We start from the raw sequence: 19,759 nt of genomic DNA on the forward strand, positions 1-19,759 counted from the left end.
TTGGTCTCTAAAGGAAGGTGCAGGTTGAGGGAATACATTCTGATTTTTCTGCGTGGCATCGCCATGGGTGCGGCAGACGTGGTCCCCGGTGTGTCCGGTGGCACCATCGCCTTTATCTCCGGTATCTACGACCGCTTGTTGGCTTCGATTGCAGCCTGTACCCCGGATAAGCTGCTTTGGCTGTTACGTGGGCGCTTTCGTGAGACCTGGCAGGCTATTGACGGTGGTTTTTTGTTTACCTTGCTGGCGGGCATTCTTTGCAGTATCGCCACCCTGGCACGCGTTATCAGTTATCTGCTGGCAGAGCATGACTTACTGGTGTGGTCATTTTTCTTTGGCCTGATTCTGGTATCGGTATATCTGGTGGGTCGTGAGATCCAGCGCTGGAACCTATGGGCTATCCTGGCTGCTGTTGGCGGCGTTATCTTCGCCTACCTGATCACGGTCGCCTCTCCGCTGGCAATGAGTGTGACGCCGCTCACGTTATTTTTTGGCGGGAGCATCGCGATTTGCGCGATGATACTGCCGGGCATTTCCGGTAGCTTCATTCTCCTGTTGCTGGGCTTGTATAGCGGCGTATTGCAGGCGGTGAAGAGCTTCGATTTTACTCTGCTGGGCTGCTTTATGTTGGGCTGCGTGATAGGTATTCTCAGTTTTTCCCGTTTACTATCCTGGCTGCTTGGCCATGCCCGTAACGTCACTTTGGCCTTTCTTACCGGCTTGTTGATTGGTTCACTCAATAAGGTCTGGCCCTGGAAACAAACGCTTAGCTGGCGTATCAATAGTCACGGTGAACAGGTGCCTTTATTGCAGAGCAATTTGCTCCCTGCTCAGTATCAGAGCGTCAGTGGTGAGCCTTCGCTCTGGCAGGCTGGATTGGCATTGATGGTGGTGGCCGTGGTATTAGTATTGCTATTAGACTGGTGTGGTCATCGCTCAGCTTCCCGAGGCCAGCACTTCGACTGAAAACGATTGTCGAATCAGCGGTTTTCAAAGCGGGCGCCAGGCAAGGATGACCAACAGATTTACCAGCTGTAAGTCACTTTTAGCTGCTTTGTAAGCAGTACTGGCTTTGCGGGTTGTATTTTTACAGCCTGGTATTGAAAGAACGGGAGCCAGCCTGGAAATGGGGTGGTATGTGCGTTACAGGTTACAGGCGGGTGTTAAAATAAAACAGCTTGGTATCTCTTTGTTGGCTACGCTGCTGGTTGCCTGCGCTGGCCCGTCGGGCACTGTTCCCATAGACGAGCGCGGTCGCGGTGGTCAGCGGGCAGAATCAGTAACATCTGGCTACCATACGGTGCGACGTGGCGAAACGCTGTATCAAATAGCCTTTCGCTATGGTTGGGACTGGAAGGCCCTCGCTAGCAATAACCGTATGGCCGCGCCTTACACTATTTACCCTGGACAGCGTATCAACCTGAATACCAGAACCGCTTCACGTGGTCCTGTTATCTCCAGACCTTCGTCTAATTCGCCGCGTGCAGCTACGCAGAATTCGTCGGCATCTCGCCCGCAGGTGGCCACAGCACCAGCCCCCGCAGCCAGACCAGGAATTACCACCACCACCCGCCCAGCGGCTACGCCCGCACGACCTGCTGCCCCGCAACCCAGCGTGCCGGCCAGTGTCGCTGGCTGGAATTGGCCTGCTCGCGGTACCTTGCTGGCACGCTTTCAATCAAACGGTAGTTTGAATAAAGGGATTGATATTGCAGGGCAATTAGGTGAGCCTGTGAAAGCGGCGGCAGATGGCGCTGTAGTGTACGCAGGACGTGGCCTCATAGGTTATGGCGAGATGATAATCATTAAGCATGACGAGACCTATTTGAGCGCGTACGCACACAATAGCCGCTTGCTGGTAAGTGAAGGTGATCAGGTTAAAGTAGGGCAAACGATCGCCGAGATGGGGAGTAGTGGTACAGATCGGGTGAAGCTGCATTTCGAGATCAGGCGTAAGGGCCAACCGGTAGATCCTCTGGCCTATTTACCTAAATCTTGATGTGACGTCGGTGGGACTGACATCTAAATGTCATGCCGCCAGTGCACGCTGCTCGAACAAACACAGATGTGTGCACAGGTTTGAATGTTGGGGCGGTTCGGTCAACTTTTTCATTGATCAAGCTTTTGCCGCTGCTGCAACAGTGTTCATACCGCGTTTGGACTGGAAATGGGGCATGTGTATATGGCAGTCAAGAATAAGAAACAGCCACGGCAGACCATAACGGATCAACCCACGCCTGATGAGTGTGGTGACATTGATGCTAAAGACAGGGCGAAGCCTCTACCTTCAACTACCGCAAAACGCGCTACACCGCGTAACCACAAGCGTGAAAATGCGTTTGAGTTTACCAAGCAGCTGGATGCGACTCAGCTTTACCTCAACGAAATCGGTTTTTCCCCCTTACTGACCCCCGAAGAAGAAGTCTATTTTGCGCGTTTGGCGCAGAAGGGCGATCCTGCAGGTCGCAAGCGCATGATAGAAAGCAATTTGCGCTTGGTGGTCAAAATCGCTCGGCGTTATGTCAATCGTGGTTTGACGCTACTGGACTTGATCGAGGAAGGTAATCTCGGCTTGATTCGGGCGGTTGAAAAATTTGATCCGGAGCGTGGTTTTCGTTTCTCGACTTATGCCACCTGGTGGATCAGACAAACGATTGAACGTGCAATCATGAATCAGACGCGCACCATCCGCCTGCCGATTCATGTGGTGAAAGAGCTTAATATCTATTTGCGAGCGGCCCGTGAGTTGACCCAGAAGCTTGATCACGAACCGTCACCGGAAGAGATAGCGCTGTTGCTCGACAAGCCGGTGGCAGACGTCAAGCGTATGCTGGGTTTGAACGAGCGCGTCGCCTCTGTCGATATGTCGCTAGGCCCTGACTCAGACAAGACGCTACTCGATACGTTGACGGATGATCGCGGTAACGATCCCTGTGATCAATTGCAGGACGATGATCTCAATACCAGTATTGATAGCTGGCTCTCCGAGTTAACCGAAAAACAGCGTGAGGTAGTAACACGCCGCTTTGGTCTGCGCGGACACGAGAGCAGCACGCTGGAGGAAGTTGGCCGCGAGATTGGGTTAACGCGTGAGCGTGTACGTCAGATTCAGGTTGAGGCATTGAAGCGATTGCGCGATATTTTTGAGCAACATGGCCTGTCCAGTGAGTCGCTGTTTCAGTAGGCTAGCCGCTGTTTAAAGTCATCCCACCGCCCTCGGCGGTGGTGCATCGAGCGGTTCTCGCTTGGTGCTATTTCCCATGCTTTTTTTTTGCAGGCGAAAAGGCCATGCCACTTCGCTGCGTCTGCCGTTATAGTAGCCAGGTACGGCGGCTACGCCGCAATCAATACTTGGCGACTTTGCTTTGCTAGTGCAACTCGAGAGGATTGGACTCAATGGAACTGACAACTCTGGTTATTCTTGTTGTTCTCGCGGTGGCCTTGATCTACGCCATTATGCTTTACAACCAGTTGGTGAGTGTGAAGCACGCGGTGAGCCAGGCGTGGTCCAACATTGATGTGCTATTACGGCAGCGGCATGATGAATTGCCCAAGTTGGTCGAGGCCTGCCGTCGTTACATGCAGTATGAGGGTGAAACGCTGGAGCGCGTCATCGCCGCCAGGAGCGCTGTTGCCAATGCCCGCCAGCAAAGTGATGTAAAGGGCGTTGGCGTAGCCGAGACGGCGTTACGCAGCGGCTTGGGGCAGCTGTTTGCCTTGGCGGAAAATTATCCTGAACTAAAAGCCAGCGAATCCTTCCAGCATCTGCAACAACGCATCACCGGCCTTGAAAATGGCATTGCTGATCGTCGTGAGCTCTATAACGCCGCTGTAAACATCAATAACGTACGTATTGAGCAGTTTCCCGAGGTATTGCTGGCACGGCTATTCAACTTCAAATCAGCTGATTTGCTGCAGTTTACTGCCGAGGAGAAAGCTGACGTCAGTATTCGAGCTCTGTTTTCATGATTGATGTGCACGGCGTGATGCTGCTGTCGCCATCGATTTACTATCTATTTTGCGCGATGGCGACTCTTTGTGCTCTAGGTTGCCTTTATCTTATGCTAAGCCGCCTGCAGCGGGCACGCTGGATAGAGGATACGCCGACTTCGCGAATTCGCTCAGCCGCGCAAGGGCTGGTAGAGCTCAACGGTATGCTGGATGCCGGCGGTCATGAGCCGCTGCTTTCTCCGTTATCCAACAAACCATGCCTTTGGTATCGCTTTCGTGTTGAGGAGTATCGGGGACGCTCTGATCGAGATAGCCAGTGGCGCACGGTAGAGCAGGGTGTTTCCGAGCGGCCTTTTCTGTTGCGCGACCCAACAGGTACCTGTTGGATCGATCCGGTGGGCGCTGATGTTTATCCCAAGCACCGCCGACGTTGGGAGGGTAACCAGCGTTGGCCCGCAGAGTCGTCAGCAGCAAAAGGGCTCCTGGGTATGCTGCTCAGCAAGCGCTACCGCTATACCGAGGAGTGGTTTATGGCGGAGGAGCCGCTCTATGCCATTGGCTGGTTCGAGAGCCGCGGTGGTGGACGTGAAGCGGTGGACTTGGACGCAATTTCGCGCCAGGTGATCAGTAGCTGGAAAGCCGACTATCCGAATTTGCTGGCGCGGTTTGATCGTAATAGTGACGGTAAGATTGATCTGGAAGAGTGGGAGCGGGTGCGCCGCGCCGCGAGCCAATCAGCTGAGAAACAGGCAAGAGCGGCTGGCCAGGCGCCGGTAGTGCATGCGTTGAGCAAACCGGCTCGGCGCGGTTTGCCTTTTGTTTTGTCGGATCATCATCAGGATGATCTTAGTCGTCGATTGAGAGGTAAAAGCAGGTGGGCGCTGTCAGGCTTGGCTGTCAGTGCTGTGCTGGCGTGCTGGTTATGGCTGGCGTAAATGAAGCCACCTTTTAGCTGATTTTCGAGCTATTGCGCACATCAAGCTTACTGGTCTGATATTGGCGTATCCAGATATCAAAGGCTGCGGCTGAAAGCGGTCGGCTGTAGTAGTAACCCTGGCCCTCGTTGCAACCTTGGGCGATGACATAAGCCTCTTGCTCTGCGGACTCTACGCCCTCAGCGATGACTTCCATATTCAGGCTGCGGCCCAACTGAATGATGGCGCGTACAATGGTTGCGTCATCTTCGTCCCGCAGCACATCCTGCACGAAGCTTTTATCGATCTTGATCTTATCCAGCGGCAGGCCGCGTAGATAACTGAGCGAAGAGTAGCCGGTGCCAAAGTCGTCAATGGCGATCAGTACGCCGATCTTTTTCAGGCTATTAAGATGGCTTGCCGCAGCTGCAATATCTTCCATCAGACCGGTTTCTGTTACTTCCAGCTCCAGGCAATGCGCGGGTAGTTGGTAGCGCTGCATCAGATTGGTTACGACGCGTGACAGCTCACTATGGTGCAATTGCACAGTCGACAGGTTGACTGCCATGCGCAGTCCGGTGAGTCCCTGATCGTGCCAGACCCGCAGTTGCTTGCACGCTTGATCCAATACCCATTCACCGATATTGATGATGATACCGTTCTGTTCTGCCAGTGGAATGAACAGATCTGGCGGCACCAGGCCGCGTTCGGGATGCTGCCAGCGCAGCAGCGCCTCCACGCCCACGACCTCGTGGGTTGCGTAACTTACCTGAGGCTGGTAGGCCAAGTGAAATTCGTTACGCTCCAGTGCGCCTCTGAGCTCCTTGTCGAGTTCGCGTCTTACGCGCATCTCGCTGTCGAGGCTGGCAATATAAAACTGATAGCGGTTCCGTGAGCGGGCTTTGGCCAGCATCATGGTTTGCTCGGCTTTCTGCAAGAGCTTCTCGGCGTCATCACCATCGTCGGGGAACAGGGTGATGCCTATTGTCGCACGCAGGCTGACGGTGAGCTCGCCGATCTCAATCGGGCGGCTTAAGTCGTCGAGAATGGTTTGTGCCAACTCGGCGGCCTCGTATGGCTCGCCTACGCCGGTTTGTACCAGGGCAAACTGATCTCCACCCAGGCGGGCCAGGCTACCCAAGCGGCCACTATTGGCGCGTAGACGATCCGCTACGGTGATCAGCAGGCTGTCGCCGGATTGGTAACTGAACTGCTCATTGATTTCCTTGAAGTCGTCCAGGCCGCAGCACAGTACTGCTACACCGCGTTGTCTGCGGCCAGCGTCAGCAAGAATGCGCGTGAGCTGCTCCTGCAGCAGAGTGCGATTGGGCAAGCCGGTTAGATGATCGTGCTGCGATAAATGCAGCAAGTTGGCTTCCGCCTCGCGCCGCCGGCTGCTGTTGCGCTCGATTGACTCCAGTAGTTCGTTGGCCTTTCTGATCCAGAGTCCCAGTTCGTTCTTTTCCTGGCCGCGCAGCATGGGGATGTGCATCTTGCCTGGATGGTCAGGATTGATATCGGCAATATGATCGATAATGCTGGCAAGTGGCTTGGTCAGTAGTATGTGATAAAGCATATACAGGGCAAAGGCCATGGCCATGGCACGCAGCACGCCCGATAATAAAATTATCAGAGAGCTTTGCAGGAAGTCTTTACCATAAGGCGCCGTGTCCAGGGTGATCTGCAAGTCGCCGTAGTACTCATTGTAGGGCTCGCGGCCATAGAGCTCGATGCTGTATTGCTGCTCTATGCCGAACAGCCAGTCGGTCAAGGTGCGATAACTTGCGTCTCTTAGAGGGCGCTCGCGGCTGGCCAGCTGTGTCTCGTCCGGGTGGCCGATAGCGGCGTAGCGAACCGCTTCGTGTTCGAACAGGCCACCAATGACCTGCAGTGCCATTTCGCGATCCAGGCTGTAGACAGCCTGGGTAGCCGGATCTTGGGACATGGCCAGGATCTGCTCGGCATTGCTGTCGATCAGCGTACTTTCCTTGCGCAAGTCGTAGGCAATCTGACCCATGCTCAGAACGACGCCCACTACCAAAGCCCAAAGTAGCACCAAGCGAAGCAACTTTATGGAAAGGCTGTGTCGGCGCTCTAGCTTCAAAGTCTTGTTATTCCTATCGTGAATGCGTTAAGCGGTAGGATCATCGTGGGAGGTTGCGCTAGGCATTCAGTACCCGCACGATTTGTTATTTTTTCAACAGCGATATGTCGAGTATCGACAAACTGATCGGTGACGTCAAAGTGAAATCACTTTTTGCTCTGCTGAAAGCACAACACCTCGCCGGAGCGAGGTGTTGTGGGCCTAACTTACTGCACTGCAACTTTGTTCAGGCTGCGAAGTTTTTCGCAACAAAGTCCCAGTTAACCAGATTCCAGAATGCCTCAACGTACTTGGGACGGGCATTGCGGTAATCAATGTAGTAGGCATGTTCCCACACATCACAGGTCAGCAGCGGCGTGTCGCCTGAGGTGATAGGGTTGCCGGCACCGATGGTGCTGGCCAGAGCCAGTGAACCGTCAGCCTTTTTAACCAGCCAGCCCCAGCCAGACCCGAAGGTGCCGATGGAGGTTTTGCTGAACTCTTCTTTGAATGCCGCGAAGGAACCGAAAGACTTGTTGATAGCCTCGGCTAGTGCGCCAGTAGGTTCGCCACCGCCGTTCGGGCTGAGGCAGTTCCAGTAGAAGGTGTGGTTCCAGATCTGCGCTGCGTTGTTGAACACACCGCCGCTGGAAGTCTTGATGATGTCTTCCAGGCTCTTACCTTCATACTCGGTGCCCGGAACCATGTTGTTCAGGTTCACAACATAGGTGTTGTGATGCTTGCCGTAATGGTATTCGAGAGTTTCTGCAGAAATGTGTGGTTCCAGTGCATTTTTCTCGTAAGGGAGTGCTGGTAATTCAAAAGCCATGGTTATTCTCCATCTTCAGGTATCAGGGTCCAGAAACGGAATAGTACTTAACTGTGCGACATCAAATGTATGCCTCAGTTCGACTTCGTTGACCACGGTTGCCACGTGGGCAGAGTGGACAATCTGCGACGCCTCTTTTTTCTACTGGAACTGATACAGGCTCCAGAGGGCGCTGCCCGTCTTGCGATCGGGAAGCCCCGATGATAGCACCTGAAAGCGCAGCTATCCACGTACCAAGTATAGGGTTATAGCCCTTCAGAGTGTCTGCAACGCCGGTTTAGCCAAAGACCAGGCAACCGCCAGCATCATTGCTGCGACGGCCAGGTCAATGCAGCGCCAGGTCAGGGGGCGACTCAGCAAGGGCGCTAATCTCGCGGAGCCCAGCGATAACAGGCTGAACCAGATAATCGATGCACTGACGGCGCCCAAGGCAAAGATCAACGGTAGAGGATTCTGTGCGCCTACTGAGCCGATTAACACCATGGTGTCCAGATAAACGTGCGGGTTTAGCAGAGTGACTGCCAGGGTGCTAAGCAATACCGCACGGCGCGATCGCTTGGGTTGCTGGCCGGCATGCATTGCCGCTGGCCAGGCCGCACGTTTCAGTGCCTGTAAGGCATAAAGCGAGAGAAAGCCAACCCCGGCCCAACGCGTAATCTCCATGGCCAGCGGATGACTTTGCAGTAATGCCGCCAAGCCGAAGGTGCCGGCGAGAATCAATACCGCATCACAGCTCATGCAGATCAGCGCGGCGCTGATGTGATGCTCTCTGCGCAGACCCTGAGCCAGCACAAAGGCGTTTTGTGCACCTATCGCCATGATGAGTCCGGCGGCAACAAAAAGGCCGTTGGTGTAGCTGTGCAACAGAGTGGGCATGGATAGCGCCTTGTGATTAGTGGAAGGAAGTGATTTTGGAGTGGTTATCGATATCAGAAAAGACAATAATGCTGATGTCATATTAGAGAAATTGATGATGCTGGATTATAAGCTGTTGGCGGCATTGACCGCTGTAATAGAGCAGGGTGGCTTCGAGCGCGCGGCATTGAGCTTGGGTTTGTCGCAATCAGCGATCTCGCAGCGGATCAAGTTGTTGGAGTCACGGCTGGGCTCGCCGGTATTGGTCAGAGTGTCGCCGCCTCAAGCGACCGCGGCAGGCCAACGGCTACTCAATCACGTGCAGCAAGTGCGGCTGCTGGAGCGCGATTTGCGCAGCGACCTGCCGGAAATAGATACGCAAGGAGGTATGAGTCGGCTGCGCATTGCGCTTAATGCCGACAGTCTGGCCACCTGGTGGGCAGAGGCCGTCAGCGGCTGGTGCAGTGCTGAGCGGGTGCTGCTGGATATGCAGGTAGAGGATCAGGACGTAGGCTTGCGACGCATGCGTAATGGTGAGGTCGCTGCCTGCGTTTGCGCTACCGAGCAGCCGGTGGCTGGCGCGCGTAGTTTACTGCTGGGGCAAATGCCATACCTGGCCGTAGCCAGTCGCGTATTTATTGATCGTCATTTTCCGGCTGGCGTGGTGCCAGCGCGGTTACCAGGCTTACCGGCTGTGGTATTTGGCCCGGATGATCAGCTGCAGCACCGGTTTATGCAGCAGTTGGGTTTGCCGGGTGAGTTTGAATACCATCTGTGTCCCTCATCCGAGGGGTTCGTACGTATGCTCAGCGCGGGCGTTGGCTGGGGTATGGTGCCGGCGATGCAAGTGGCAGGCGAATTACGGCGTGGAGAGTTGTCCGAGCTGGTGCCGGGGCAGGCGCAGTCGGTATCGTTATATTGGCACTACTGGCGCAATGGCGGACAGTTGTTGGCAGGGTTGACCAGCGAGCTGGCACGGAAGGTGCCAGCCCTATTGGGCTAATCAATCCAGCTGCATCTCACCTGAGCCAGCCAGTTTCTCGATACAGTCAGCGCCGAGCAGTCGTGAAGGGGTGTAATAGCCTGGAGCAGGTTCGTTTTGTTGAAGAAAATCAACGGCAAAAAGGGCTCCCTCGACGGTCACGTCGTAACCATTGGCGGTTTCAATACGCGCGGTGATTTTCTTGCCGACGCGGTTTTGTGCCTCGCCCCAGACGAAAGACCGTGCGTTCAAGCGTTGATCACTGCCAGGTCCAAGAATACGTCGGCCTACCAGATACTTGAGCAAGGCCTGGACTGGCGGGAGGCCGAGCAACGGGCGTAAACGATCCAGGCGGCGCAGCCGCGTGGCAGCACTCGGCGCCATGGGGATGTACACCTCGATGTCATCAATGCCGGTAGAGAACCACGCCGTCGCGATATCGCCCCAGGGAATGGTGACGGCGTGTTTTGTCCCGTTACCGAAGTCTATATCTCGGCTTTGATACGCCAGAGGAACCGTTTTTATCTTGTCGTTCTGGCGGATACGTCCGCCATATTTCAAACCTTCTACTGAGGTTTTAGCTGTGCCGGGGGAAAAGCCAGTACGTGAGTCGAACCCCAGTGCAAGGCGGTCGGCATCTGGCATTGCTTCTTTTAAGCGTGCGGCAATACAGTCGGTGGGAATGACGTCGAAGCCAACGCCTGAACAAATGACCACATCGGCCTCGGCTGCTTCGCTATGTCGGCTCTGAGCTGCGATAAACACGTCGATCTCGCCGGTAATGTCGAGGTAGTGACAATGGTTGTGCAGGCAGGCATCAATCATGGGCTGACTGGTAGCTGAGAACGGCCCTGCGCAATGGACGACTATATTCATCCCCTGCATGCCCTGATTGGCTGCGTCTGGATCGTCTAAGGTGAAGTGACGCGCCTGTAATCCAAGTTCGCTGGCCAGTGCGCTAACGGCTTGCTGATTGCGTCCAGCTAGTACCGGCGTCAAGCCGCGAGATAGCGCCTCGCGTGCTAACAGTTCGCCGGTATAGCCATTGGCACCGTAAATCATCCATTCAGACATTCAATTACTCCTCAGACCCTGGATGGCTCAGAGTAATGTCTGTGGTGCGTATGCGCCAGCGGCTTGTGGGTTACGCAGGTTCGGATATGCGACATAGACACGCCATCGACAAGCCTGATGGCATGCCTCAGCGAATAACCTGGCCCCGGTAGATGCGCACGCTGCCACTCGGGGATGCTGGAGTCGGTTCTGCCGGCATGTCACGTTGGCGCTGTGCGTTAACATGGTATTGCCGCGCGGCAATGGCGCCTTGCGCTACCATGCTTTCTTCCGGTTCGGGCACAACGGGGGCAACCATATCCGCCAGCCGGTTACCCAGGTCGCGAATATCGGCATTCGGGCAATCGCGGCTCAAGCCGATCATGCTTTCCACTGCATCCGGGTCGCCCAAGTGAACGGTCACCCCGAGTGAGCGTTTTAAATGGCGTCTCAGTGTGGTCATGCAGTCAAGTGTTGCGCGGTTGAACTGTGCGTCTGCAATCATGGATCCATCCCCCAATTAATCACTGGTCTCGCAAGGTGCGGTAGCCAAGTGAGTTAAGTGCAAGCAGAATGTGTACCAATTCGCATAAGTGCTGGATATATGCCGCCAGGCGAGGGTCATAAACCTGCTGGTTGCGGGTAAAAGGCCATTATGTGCTATTCCGTGGTGCGGGCTTGCACCGCTCTGGCGCGAGCTTTTGGGCAAGATTGGGAGTTGGGGACGAATGAAGAAGCAAGAGTTGGATGATGATTTACCTAGTCTGCGAGCAAGTCGCGATGATGGCTTTGATCCAGTATCGGTCGCGCCTCAGCGCAGCAGTTCCAGTGGGAGCTTGCGCGCTGATCCTCCACCCCAAGTGTCGGGTGCGAGCAACGGCCCACTCTGGGCGCTGACTGCGGCACTGTCTTTAGCACTTGTTGCGCTGGGCTATTGGACTTATCAGCAGCAAAGCATGCTTAAACAGCAATTGGTCGCGACGCAAACCAGCTTCGCGCGCATCAGTGAGGAAGCCTCGGGACGTATTCAGGATATTAACGGCAAGTTCAGTGCCACCGAATCCAGTCTCGGTCAGGCTGAGCAGGCCAGGAGCGCTCGCATCGGCAAGCTGGAAAGTCAGGTGGCCGCATTGCAGAAGACGCTGAGCGAGCATGATGAGCGTTTGCTCAGCACCAGGACAGCGAACGCGCAGTTGAGCAAAGAGGTCGAGGCGCAGCAGGCACAGCTGACTAGCTTGACTGCTGGCACTGCCGATTTTGCTGAGCGCCTGAGCGAGCAATCGAGGCAGCTGCAAGCTGCCGCAGAGCAGGCCAAGACAGCGGCAGCGCAGTTGACGCAACTGCAGGGGCAACTGGCAGGGCTGGAAGAGTTGCAATCACAGTTAGCGGCTCAGGCCGCCCAGCTGACCAGCCAAAAACAGGCGTTACAGGCATTGCAGCAGGAAGGCGGCGGTGACGTTGAGCAAAGTCTGCTGGTGATGCGCACCGAGCTTGATCAGCGCGCGGCTGCGACCGAGCAGGCGTTGGATTCGATTGACAGTTTTCGCCTGCAAACCAACCGTAGCATCAGTACTCTGCAAAACCAGTTGGCTAGTCTGCATGCGCAGGTACAGGGTAACTGATGAACTTCCTTGCCCACTTATTGATGGGGTCAAACTCGCCGGAGCAGGCCCTGGGCAGCCTGCTTGGCGATTTTGTCAAAGGGCCGGTGCAGCAGATTGCGTTGCCCGAAGGGGTGCGCGGCGGCATCTGGTTGCATAGGCGTATTGATGGCTTCACGGATAGTCATGCGTTGGTGCTGCAAAGCAAGGCGCGGGTTAGCCCTCAGCGCCGCCGCTTTGCCGGCATCATGGTGGACATGTTCTATGATCACTTGCTGGCGCGTCACTGGCAGCAATTTTCCGAGCTACCGCTGGCGGAGTTCAGTCAGCAGTCCTATCGGCACCTGCTGCAGCAGCGCGACATTATCCCGGAAAATGCGTGGCCGGTTATTCGGCACATGAGTGAGCACGACTGGCTCACCAGTTATGCGCAGTTACCGCACTTGCATCGCGCGCTGGATAATATGTCCAAGCGACTGCGGCGCGATAATGCAATGCCTGGCTCGGTTGCGGAGCTGGAGGCAGATTACGCCGCCTTTGAGCAGGATTTTTTTCGTTTTATGCCGCAGGTTCAGGCCTTCGCTGCTGATCAGGCGGCGCTTTTGAGCTCGGGTGCCGTTGACTTTACCGTGCCGTCCGGCAATCCCAGAGCCTGACTCACTGCCGATTGTGCTTCTCTGGCCAGCTGATTTCGGTTGCGGTCCTGGCTAGCGATGGGCGCAAGAAAATACACATGTACGTCTATGGTCCTGGAGCCGAGTAAGCGTACCAGGTGCTGTGAAAACTCATCGTCATCGATGAAGGGCGCGGAGCGGTCAGCCTCACCATCGAGCCGGTAAGCCACAGCGACGGGTTGTATCGGTGCCTTGACGTCTATTGCACTGCCCAGCAAGCGGCCGTGAAAAGTACGTACCCGGTCGCCGGCAGTGGTAGTGCCTTCAGCAAAAATGACCAGACTACGGCCCTGGTTCAGGATCTGGGTCAGTTGTGCCTGCAAGGATTGCGACACCGACTTCCCGCGTTGGATAAAGCAGGTCCCGGCAGCTGCTGCCAGCCAGCCGATGACGGGCCATTGCCGCACCTCGGCCTTGGACAGAAAATGCACCGGGGCTTGCGCACCGAGTACGACGATATCCAGCCATGACACGTGGTTGCTGACCCAGAGCGCGGTATCACTCACCGGGGAGCCATGCACGTGCAGCCTCAATGGCAATAGACGGATCAGATTGCGCAGCCACCAGCGTGTCAGGCGCTGGCGCTGACCATCCAGAAAGGCCGGCTTGAAAGGCTGCAGCAGCGCGACCCAGGTTGCGAGCAGCAGGCCACAGATGATCCAGCCAATGACGCCAGCCAAACGCAGCGCTTTACCCGGCGTCATCCTCAGACTGCCTTGAAATGGCGAGCGTAGCGTGGGCAAAGCTGCTCACGGCGTAGCAGGATAAAAACATCGGCAACGTTGAATTCCGGATCCCAGCAGGGCTCACCGCAGACCTTCGCACCTAGGCGCATATAGGCTTTGAGCAGCGGTGGTAGCTGTGCGGTCAGGTTGGCTGGCAAGTCACGCTCGGGAATGGGTAAGCGTGGAATCGCATTAAGGTACTCGCGGCTCAGATAGCGCCCACGCAACCGCTGCATGATGGCGTGCGCTTGCAGGCCGCCGTCGCGCATATCGATGCTGGCGCAGCCCATCAGGTATGCGTAATGGCGCTCATTCATCAGCTGCGCCAAGCCCGACCAGAGCGCTGAAATAGTCGCGCCATTGCGGTACTCAGCGTGCACACAGGTGCGACCGATCTCCATGATGTCGCCACGCAGGTCAGTCAGGCCAACCAGCTGAAACTCACTCTCGCTATAGAAACCGCCTGCCTCTGGGGCGCGGCGGCTATCCAGGATGCGGGTGGTCGCGACCACGCGACCGGTGTTCTGGTCGCGCACGATCAAGTGTTCGCAGTGCAGGTCATAATGATCCTGATCCAGGCCAGCTTCGGCCGTATGCAAGACCGCGCCACATTCTTCAGCGAAGACCTGGTATCTGAGAGCCTGTGCTGCTCTGAGGCTGCGTGCGTCGGTAGCCAGTTCTACCAGCAACTGGCGACTGTTGGATTCTTCGAGGGCGAGCGCTGCTTGTGACATGGACACCTCCGTCCGGGCATCTGTTATTTGATGTACAAGCTGAGCCTATGGCGCTGGGGTGTCAGGATTGTGAATCCTTGGTTACGTTCCTGTGACTGCGTACATCTTGATGCAGGTCAGTGGCCTGACCGCATTGCTGATTTATAAGGTGGGCTGGAATTTAACCTGTAGGGAGTCTCGGTATGGCCACGGCAAGAGTTTTGTTCGATAACGGACCGCACAAGGTGTTGTGTTTTGACCAGTTGGTCACCGGCGATGGGGTGCAGTCGAATCAATTTCTGATCATCGATCACGACGAGCATGCGCTGCTTGATCCGGGTGGAGATCTGACGTACATGCCGCTTTCATTGGCAGTCAGCCGGTATATACCCCTGCCTGACCTGACCTATGTGTTTGCGTCACACCAGGATCCGGACATCATTGCGTCGCTGGATAAATGGTTTTTGCACACCCGCTGTAAAGTGGTTTGCTCAAAACTGTGGGCGCGTTTCTTGCCGCACCTGAGTGCCGGTTTTCTGAATCGGCAGATGGGTATGTCGACTACCGATCGGATGATAGCCATTCCTGATCGCGGTGCCGACGTGCCGCTGGGTAAGTCCTCAATCAAGATACTGCCAGCGCATTTTCTGCACTCCGTGGGTAACCTGCAGTTCTTTGATCCGATCAGCGGCATCCTGTTTTCCGGCGATATGGGAGCATCAATGTTGGACGATGCGGAACCAGTGACCGACTTTGCTACTCACAAATCCAGTATGGAGGGCTTTCACCGTCGCTACATGGCGGGGAACAAAGTATGCCGTCTGTGGGCTAATATGGTTCGTCAGTTGGCACCGACCATGCTGGTACCTCAACACGGTCGTCCCTTTGACGGCCCTGAAATGATCAATGCTTTTCTGGACTGGATTAGCCAGCTCGAGTGCGGGGTAGATCTGCTAACGCAGGACGATTACCGAATTCCTTGAGCGGCGTCCGCTACAAGGATATTTATGTCGTCGCGTGTGTATGAGTGGCATCAGGACAACGAATTCAATCTGCGCGTGGATGGGCACCGCTACTTTCCGCGCATACTCGAAGCCTTTGAGCAGGCCGAGTCCAGCATTGATATTGAGATGTATCTGGTCTCCTCGGGCACCAGTTGCGATCAGGTGGTGGATGCTCTTCTGCAAGCGGTCTCGCGAGGCGTAAAGGTTCGCTTCATGTTTGATGCGATCGGCAGTGAAAAGATGAAGCAGCCGGATCGTGACCGACTCAGCGATGGCGGCGTTGCAACGCGCATCTATAATCCGACATCCTGGTACCACGGCACGCGCATGTTTCATCGCGATCACCGTAAACTGATCATCATCGACCAGAAGATCACTTTTGTCGGCGGTACTGGATTTACTGATGAGTTTTGTCAGCAAGAGGAGGGGAGTGATTGCCCTCGCTGGCATGAGCAGATGCTCGAAGTGCAGGGGCCGGTGGTTGCTGACTGGCTGGATTTGTTTGAAATTGAATGGGCGCGGGTAGGCAAGTATCAACGCCGTGGCTTCTCACCTGTTCGGCGAGTAAAAATACCGTCCCGTCCGCAGGAGGGTGGCGGTCACGCGCGGGTGTCCTACATCGGGGCGCGTGAGCAGAAAGAGGTGGTTGCCTCTTTGCTTGGTGCATTGGCTCATAGTGAACAACGAGTCTGGTTGGCAACGCCTTATTTTTTGCCTTCCTGGCGCATTCGTCGGTCGTTGATCCGCGCCGCACGGCGCGGCGTCGATGTCCGTCTGCTATTGTGTGGCACCAGTGTCGATCACGTTGCAGTGCTTTACGCTGGCCAGCGGTATTACCGTCGCCTATTGAAAGCCGGTGTGCGCATCTACGAGTTTCAACCCCGTTTTACCCATTTGAAGACCGCTATGGTTGATAACTGGGTGTCGCTTGGTTCCTGTAACTTTGACCACTGGACCTTGCATTGGAATCTGGAAGCGAATCAGCAAGCGGTTGATCCTGGCTTGGCGAGCGCGGTGACCGAGAGCTTTGAGAACGATTTCGCGCAAAGTTACGAATGGACGTTGGAGCGCTGGCGTAATTTACCCTTGAGTCATCGCCTGAAAATTCGGGTGTGGGGGCAAATCAATCGATGGGTGATGCGGATTTTTGGTATTCATCGTTGAGACCTGCTCCACGTCAAGCGTGGAGCAGTTGTGCGCTTTACTGGCTGGCAAATACCGGTTTGCGCTTCTCGATAAAGGCGGTGAGCGCTTCGCGCGCATCTGCGCTGCCGAGTAACTCGGTGAAATGGGCGCCTTCCGCATCCATAGTCTGCTCTGCCACTTGGGCCACCCCTTTTTTGATCAACTGCTTGGTTAGCTTGACCGAGCCCGGCGGCAATTCACTAATGCGCCTGGCGGCATCCTGAGCGGCTTGCAGTACGGCTGATCCTGCCGGCAAGGCGTGATTGGCCAGGCCGATTTCAGTTGCGCGCTGCCCCGATAATTCTTCGCCTAGCAGCAGCAGTTCTGCGGCGCGCAGGTGACCCAGCAGGCGCGGTAGTAGGAAGCTGGAGCCTGCTTCGGGACAGAGGCCAAGGTTGACGAACGGCATTTTCAAGCGTGCATTGTCAGCAACGAACACCAGGTCGCAATGCAGCAACATGGTGGTGCCGACACCGACTGCAGGACCGTTCACGGCGGCGATCAGGGGTTTTTCTGCGTGACAGATAGCGCGTAAAAAATGATAGACCGGACTCTTGGTGTCGCTGCGCGGTGAGTTGACGAAGTCGCCGACGTCGTTGCCACTGGTAAAACAGCTGTCGCTGCCTTGAATCACTACGGCACGAATCTGGTTATCTTGTTGTGCTGCGTTGATCGCCTCGGCCATGGCACCGTACATAGCCTGGGTCAGGGCGTTCTTTTTATCGGGACGGTTCAACGTTAGCGTCAGCACGCCGCCGCTGTGCTCAATCAGTACGTGTTCGCTCATATTGTCTCCAGCGTCTCTCACTCGGTTTTTCTTTGCCAAGCATGGTCGCATGATTTGAATTGCTGCCGCAGCAACCATGGCCTGCCGAATGAGTACTCATAACGATGCCGGATCAATCGATGGGTGGCTATTCAAGCTAACTCCGCGCGAGAAAGCTCTCGTCGATAACCTGCGGTCCGGCCAGGCCGGCCATAAAGAGTGGTCGGCGTACCTGCTCGGTAAACTCGGCGCCGCCACAGACTAATGCCAGGGTCGCTCGTGAGCGAATACGCAGACTGCGCAGGTCTGCATCCAAATCTGCTCGCTGGCGCAAATTGAGATGCAGTTGGGGTTCACTCGCTGCCAGATCCGTCAGTGGTTGTTGCAAGTAGCAGCCCTGTTTGGCGGCTGACCAGTGCCACAGATTGATACCGCCGCTGTGCCCGCTTTGCAGTGCGTCGCGCGCAAGCGCCTGCAGCGGGGCTAGACCGGTACCGCTGGCTAGCAGCAGCAGTGGGCGGTCATGCCAGGCGGGGTCGTAACACAGATGGCCGCCAGGGGCGCCAAGATAGAGCGTTTGGCCTACGCAGGCCTGTTGTAATTGGTGTGAGAAGGCACCGTTGTCGCGCACCTGAATATGAAACTCGAGCAGCGCGTCGCCGGGCAGGCTTGCCAGCGAATAGCTGCGCCCCAGTCGCGACGATAACCATAGGGTGACGTGTTGACCTGCGCGGTAGCGCAGGGGGCGCTGAGGAGCCAAGCGCAGGCGCACGATATCGCCAGGTAGGGTTTCCAGACTCTCAATCTGCGCGGGTAAGCCATCGCTGGCCGGGTCATGCAGTGTCAGATGCATATCCTGCTCGACACTGCATTGGCAGGCGAGCAACCAACCTTCGGCTTGCTGCGCTGGACTCAAGCCTTGCTGTGCGGCGGCTGGAATCGATTCTGCGGGAGCCTGGATGAGGCAACTGTGGCAGTGACCGGCACGACAGGACCAGTTGATTGGCAGGTCTGCGCCCTGCAGTGCCGTCAGCAGGTTGTCACCTTGGCTCACTTGCAGATGGCGGCCTTGTACGATCAATTCAGGCATCGGTCAATTCAGGCTTGGGTGAGTTTTTCATGGCTGGGTTGGTAGCGTTCGCAGCGATTCCGGCCACTGTTTTTGGCCGTGTATAACGCTTGATCGGCATTGTTCAAGCGCACTTCCAGGTCATCTTCCTGGTGGATCATACTCAGGCCTGCAGATAAGGTGCAGTTTACGCCTTCAGGCAAGCTGGGGAAATGTGCTTTGGCAAAGCTGACACGTATACGCTCCAGGCATTGGTACAGAATGTCGAGATCGGTATTGCTCAGCAGAATAACAAATTCCTCGCCGCCAAAGCGCGCGACCAGATCGCCTTCGCGCAGGCTGTCTGTCGCCAGTTTGGCGAAGCCCTGTAATACCTCGTCTCCAGCCGCGTGGCCGTAGAGGTCATTGATGCGTTTGAAATGATCCAGGTCAATCAGGGCTACACCGAGCGTCTGATTGGGCCGCATTAGCGTCATTCGGCGGCGTGCCTCGTCAATGAAGTAGCGGCGGTTTGCCAGTCCGGTAAGGCTGTCGGTAGTGGCCAGACTCTGCAGCTGCCCCATCATGCCGCGCAGGGTTTCCTGGTGCGCTTGCAGTGTGCTGTGACGCTGCTGCAAGCGCTCGCGGAGCTCACGGATATAGCTGCCGGTGATGGTTAGACAGCCGAGAAAACAAGCGAGAATAAACCACTGTACCAGGCTCAGTGTCAGATTCTGCGAGCTGGGAGAGCTGTAGTAATCAAAGGCAATAACGCTGCCAAAGCAGACCAGCGCCAGACCTGCTTGCAGCAGCAGATCGCGGCGCGATAGCTGGAATATGCCAAACACCAGAATGTTGGCGTAGACCAAGATGAGGCTGCCGCGCAGGCTGTCTGAAAAAGCCAGCATATACGTGGTTAACAAAATGGCTACGGCGATCTGGGCGTTGCTGAGGCTGGGTTCCGAGAAGCGGAGGTTGAGGCCGGTTTTGAATAGCAGCAAAAATACACTCTGGGTAAGCAGCCCCAGAAGCACGTGACTAAAGGCCATCCAGGCGGAGCCGTCATAGTGACCAGCGGCCCAGGCAACCCCAATGACCAGGTAGGTTATCAGGTAATTAACCTGCGCCAGGAAGAAGCGCTGTAGCCTCAGTGCCTGAAATTTATTGTTATCTGCGGCCTGGGTTTCGTTCACGATAGGCTCGACTTTATGTGATGGCATTATGACGTCAATTTATCGTTTAAGCCCTGGTTTGGGAAGCAGTATCTTGCTGCTGGCTGCAAAGTGACTGCCCACGGCCTGGCCGTGCTGAAAATGCCCGGTGGTAGTCTTAACGTGCCTGCCCCGGCCATGCTGCCTCATTTCGTCAGAGAATAA

At 55.8% G+C, this 19,759-nt stretch carries 20 protein-coding genes; 10 read left to right on the forward strand and 10 right to left on the reverse strand.

Annotation, left to right across the window (positions count from 1 at the left end; genetic code table 11):
• Positions 1–24: 24 nt before the first annotated feature.
• From EF096_RS01435 to EF096_RS01455, 5 genes are all read left to right on the forward strand, one after another.
• Positions 25–966: a DUF368 domain-containing protein gene (locus EF096_RS01435; protein ID WP_123887816.1), complete on the forward strand. Its 942-nt coding sequence runs from the start codon at positions 25–27 to the stop codon at positions 964–966.
• Between the two features lie 160 nt (positions 967–1,126).
• Positions 1,127–1,999, forward strand: coding sequence for a peptidoglycan DD-metalloendopeptidase family protein (locus EF096_RS01440; RefSeq protein ID WP_123887817.1), 873 nt, complete (start codon positions 1,127–1,129; stop codon positions 1,997–1,999).
• Between the two features lie 183 nt (positions 2,000–2,182).
• Positions 2,183–3,184 (forward strand): RNA polymerase sigma factor RpoS, encoded by a 1,002-nt coding sequence (rpoS, locus tag EF096_RS01445; protein ID WP_305955048.1) that lies wholly within the window; start codon positions 2,183–2,185, stop codon positions 3,182–3,184.
• Positions 3,185–3,396: 212 nt separating this feature from the next.
• Positions 3,397–3,969, forward strand: a complete 573-nt coding sequence (locus tag EF096_RS01450; RefSeq protein WP_123887819.1) for a LemA family protein — start codon at positions 3,397–3,399, stop codon at positions 3,967–3,969.
• 92 nt (positions 3,970–4,061) lie between these two features.
• Positions 4,062–4,886 (forward strand): GIDE domain-containing protein, encoded by an 825-nt coding sequence (locus EF096_RS01455; RefSeq protein ID WP_235869590.1) that lies wholly within the window; start codon positions 4,062–4,064, stop codon positions 4,884–4,886.
• Between the two features lie 13 nt (positions 4,887–4,899).
• Here the strand turns inward: EF096_RS01455 and EF096_RS01460 are convergent, their stop codons facing one another.
• The 3 genes from EF096_RS01460 to EF096_RS01470 form a co-directional block, all read right to left on the reverse strand.
• Positions 4,900–6,969, reverse strand: coding sequence for a putative bifunctional diguanylate cyclase/phosphodiesterase (locus EF096_RS01460; protein WP_123887820.1), 2,070 nt, complete (start codon positions 6,967–6,969; stop codon positions 4,900–4,902).
• Between the two features lie 226 nt (positions 6,970–7,195).
• Positions 7,196–7,777 carry a superoxide dismutase [Fe] gene (gene sodB, locus EF096_RS01465; RefSeq protein WP_123887821.1) on the reverse strand — a complete coding sequence of 194 codons (582 nt, stop codon included), beginning with the start codon at positions 7,775–7,777 and terminating at the stop codon, positions 7,196–7,198.
• A 255-nt stretch (positions 7,778–8,032) separates the two neighbouring features.
• The gene (locus tag EF096_RS01470; RefSeq protein ID WP_123887822.1) at positions 8,033–8,653 is read right to left on the reverse strand and encodes a LysE/ArgO family amino acid transporter; all 621 of its coding nucleotides are present in this window, start codon (positions 8,651–8,653) and stop codon (positions 8,033–8,035) included.
• A 97-nt stretch (positions 8,654–8,750) separates the two neighbouring features.
• Between EF096_RS01470 and EF096_RS01475 the strand changes: the two genes are divergently transcribed.
• Positions 8,751–9,635, forward strand: coding sequence for a LysR family transcriptional regulator ArgP (locus tag EF096_RS01475; protein ID WP_123887993.1), 885 nt, complete (start codon positions 8,751–8,753; stop codon positions 9,633–9,635).
• Here EF096_RS01475 and EF096_RS01480 read toward each other — a convergent pair whose 3' ends face one another.
• Both EF096_RS01480 and EF096_RS01485 read right to left on the reverse strand, forming a co-directional pair.
• Entirely contained in the window at positions 9,636–10,688 is a 1,053-nt protein-coding gene (locus tag EF096_RS01480; RefSeq protein ID WP_123887823.1) for a saccharopine dehydrogenase family protein, read from the reverse strand.
• Positions 10,689–10,815: 127 nt separating this feature from the next.
• Entirely contained in the window at positions 10,816–11,172 is a 357-nt protein-coding gene (locus tag EF096_RS01485) for a hypothetical protein (RefSeq protein ID WP_123887824.1), read from the reverse strand.
• 223 nt (positions 11,173–11,395) lie between these two features.
• Between EF096_RS01485 and EF096_RS01490 the strand changes: the two genes are divergently transcribed.
• Entirely contained in the window at positions 11,396–12,289 is an 894-nt protein-coding gene (locus EF096_RS01490; protein ID WP_123887825.1) for an ATPase, read from the forward strand.
• On the forward strand, positions 12,289–12,924 hold the full coding sequence (locus EF096_RS01495; RefSeq protein ID WP_123887826.1) for an acyl carrier protein phosphodiesterase: 636 nt from the start codon (positions 12,289–12,291) through the stop codon (positions 12,922–12,924). The genes EF096_RS01490 and EF096_RS01495 overlap by 1 nt, the downstream gene beginning before the upstream one ends.
• On the opposite strand, the gene EF096_RS01500 is transcribed toward EF096_RS01495, so the two are convergent.
• Complete coding sequence (locus tag EF096_RS01500) at positions 12,858–13,646, reverse strand: lysophospholipid acyltransferase family protein (protein WP_123887827.1); 789 nt, start codon at positions 13,644–13,646, stop codon at positions 12,858–12,860. The two genes, EF096_RS01495 and EF096_RS01500, sit on opposite strands and share 67 nt — an antisense overlap.
• Positions 13,647–13,648: 2 nt before the next feature.
• Positions 13,649–14,401 (reverse strand): GNAT family N-acetyltransferase, encoded by a 753-nt coding sequence (locus EF096_RS01505; RefSeq protein WP_123887828.1) that lies wholly within the window; start codon positions 14,399–14,401, stop codon positions 13,649–13,651.
• 182 nt (positions 14,402–14,583) lie between these two features.
• On the opposite strand from EF096_RS01505, the gene EF096_RS01510 reads away from it, so the two are divergent.
• Together EF096_RS01510 and EF096_RS01515 are read left to right on the forward strand one after the other, a co-directional pair.
• On the forward strand, positions 14,584–15,363 hold the full coding sequence (locus EF096_RS01510) for an oxygen-binding di-iron domain-containing protein (RefSeq protein WP_123887829.1): 780 nt from the start codon (positions 14,584–14,586) through the stop codon (positions 15,361–15,363).
• Positions 15,364–15,387: 24 nt separating this feature from the next.
• Positions 15,388–16,548 (forward strand): phospholipase D-like domain-containing protein, encoded by a 1,161-nt coding sequence (locus EF096_RS01515; RefSeq protein ID WP_123887830.1) that lies wholly within the window; start codon positions 15,388–15,390, stop codon positions 16,546–16,548.
• Between the two features lie 37 nt (positions 16,549–16,585).
• On the opposite strand, the gene EF096_RS01520 is transcribed toward EF096_RS01515, so the two are convergent.
• The 3 genes from EF096_RS01520 to EF096_RS01530 form a co-directional block, all read right to left on the reverse strand.
• Entirely contained in the window at positions 16,586–17,356 is a 771-nt protein-coding gene (locus EF096_RS01520; RefSeq protein WP_123887831.1) for an enoyl-CoA hydratase, read from the reverse strand.
• A 136-nt stretch (positions 17,357–17,492) separates the two neighbouring features.
• Complete coding sequence (locus EF096_RS01525; RefSeq protein ID WP_123887832.1) at positions 17,493–18,425, reverse strand: 2Fe-2S iron-sulfur cluster-binding protein; 933 nt, start codon at positions 18,423–18,425, stop codon at positions 17,493–17,495.
• 8 nt (positions 18,426–18,433) lie between these two features.
• Positions 18,434–19,603, reverse strand: coding sequence for a GGDEF domain-containing protein (locus EF096_RS01530; RefSeq protein ID WP_123887833.1), 1,170 nt, complete (start codon positions 19,601–19,603; stop codon positions 18,434–18,436).
• Between the last annotated feature and the right edge of the window lie 156 nt (positions 19,604–19,759).

The sequence above is a fragment of the Pseudomonas neustonica genome, from assembly GCF_003797945.1.
Lineage (GTDB): Bacteria > Pseudomonadota > Gammaproteobacteria > Pseudomonadales > Pseudomonadaceae > Halopseudomonas > Halopseudomonas neustonica.

Excerpts from the sequence above, each read along its gene's own strand:
- EF096_RS01440 (WP_123887817.1), top strand. The coding sequence starts at position 1,127 with ATGGGGTGGTATGTGCGTTACAGGTTACAGGCGGGTGTTAAAATAAAA.
- rpoS (WP_305955048.1), top strand. The coding sequence starts at position 2,183 with ATGGCAGTCAAGAATAAGAAACAGCCACGGCAGACCATAACGGATCAA.
- EF096_RS01450 (WP_123887819.1), top strand. The coding sequence starts at position 3,397 with ATGGAACTGACAACTCTGGTTATTCTTGTTGTTCTCGCGGTGGCCTTG.
- EF096_RS01455 (WP_235869590.1), top strand. The coding sequence starts at position 4,062 with ATGCTAAGCCGCCTGCAGCGGGCACGCTGGATAGAGGATACGCCGACT.
- sodB (WP_123887821.1), bottom strand. The coding sequence starts at position 7,777 with ATGGCTTTTGAATTACCAGCACTCCCTTACGAGAAAAATGCACTGGAA.
- EF096_RS01470 (WP_123887822.1), bottom strand. The coding sequence starts at position 8,653 with ATGCCCACTCTGTTGCACAGCTACACCAACGGCCTTTTTGTTGCCGCC.
- EF096_RS01475 (WP_123887993.1), top strand. The coding sequence starts at position 8,751 with ATGCTGGATTATAAGCTGTTGGCGGCATTGACCGCTGTAATAGAGCAG.
- EF096_RS01480 (WP_123887823.1), bottom strand. The coding sequence starts at position 10,688 with ATGTCTGAATGGATGATTTACGGTGCCAATGGCTATACCGGCGAACTG.
- EF096_RS01485 (WP_123887824.1), bottom strand. The coding sequence starts at position 11,172 with ATGATTGCAGACGCACAGTTCAACCGCGCAACACTTGACTGCATGACC.
- EF096_RS01490 (WP_123887825.1), top strand. The coding sequence starts at position 11,396 with ATGAAGAAGCAAGAGTTGGATGATGATTTACCTAGTCTGCGAGCAAGT.
- EF096_RS01495 (WP_123887826.1), top strand. The coding sequence starts at position 12,289 with ATGAACTTCCTTGCCCACTTATTGATGGGGTCAAACTCGCCGGAGCAG.
- EF096_RS01500 (WP_123887827.1), bottom strand. The coding sequence starts at position 13,646 with ATGACGCCGGGTAAAGCGCTGCGTTTGGCTGGCGTCATTGGCTGGATC.
- EF096_RS01505 (WP_123887828.1), bottom strand. The coding sequence starts at position 14,401 with ATGTCACAAGCAGCGCTCGCCCTCGAAGAATCCAACAGTCGCCAGTTG.
- EF096_RS01510 (WP_123887829.1), top strand. The coding sequence starts at position 14,584 with ATGGCCACGGCAAGAGTTTTGTTCGATAACGGACCGCACAAGGTGTTG.
- EF096_RS01515 (WP_123887830.1), top strand. The coding sequence starts at position 15,388 with ATGTCGTCGCGTGTGTATGAGTGGCATCAGGACAACGAATTCAATCTG.
- EF096_RS01520 (WP_123887831.1), bottom strand. The coding sequence starts at position 17,356 with ATGAGCGAACACGTACTGATTGAGCACAGCGGCGGCGTGCTGACGCTA.
- EF096_RS01525 (WP_123887832.1), bottom strand. The coding sequence starts at position 18,425 with ATGCCTGAATTGATCGTACAAGGCCGCCATCTGCAAGTGAGCCAAGGT.
- EF096_RS01530 (WP_123887833.1), bottom strand. The coding sequence starts at position 19,603 with ATGCCATCACATAAAGTCGAGCCTATCGTGAACGAAACCCAGGCCGCA.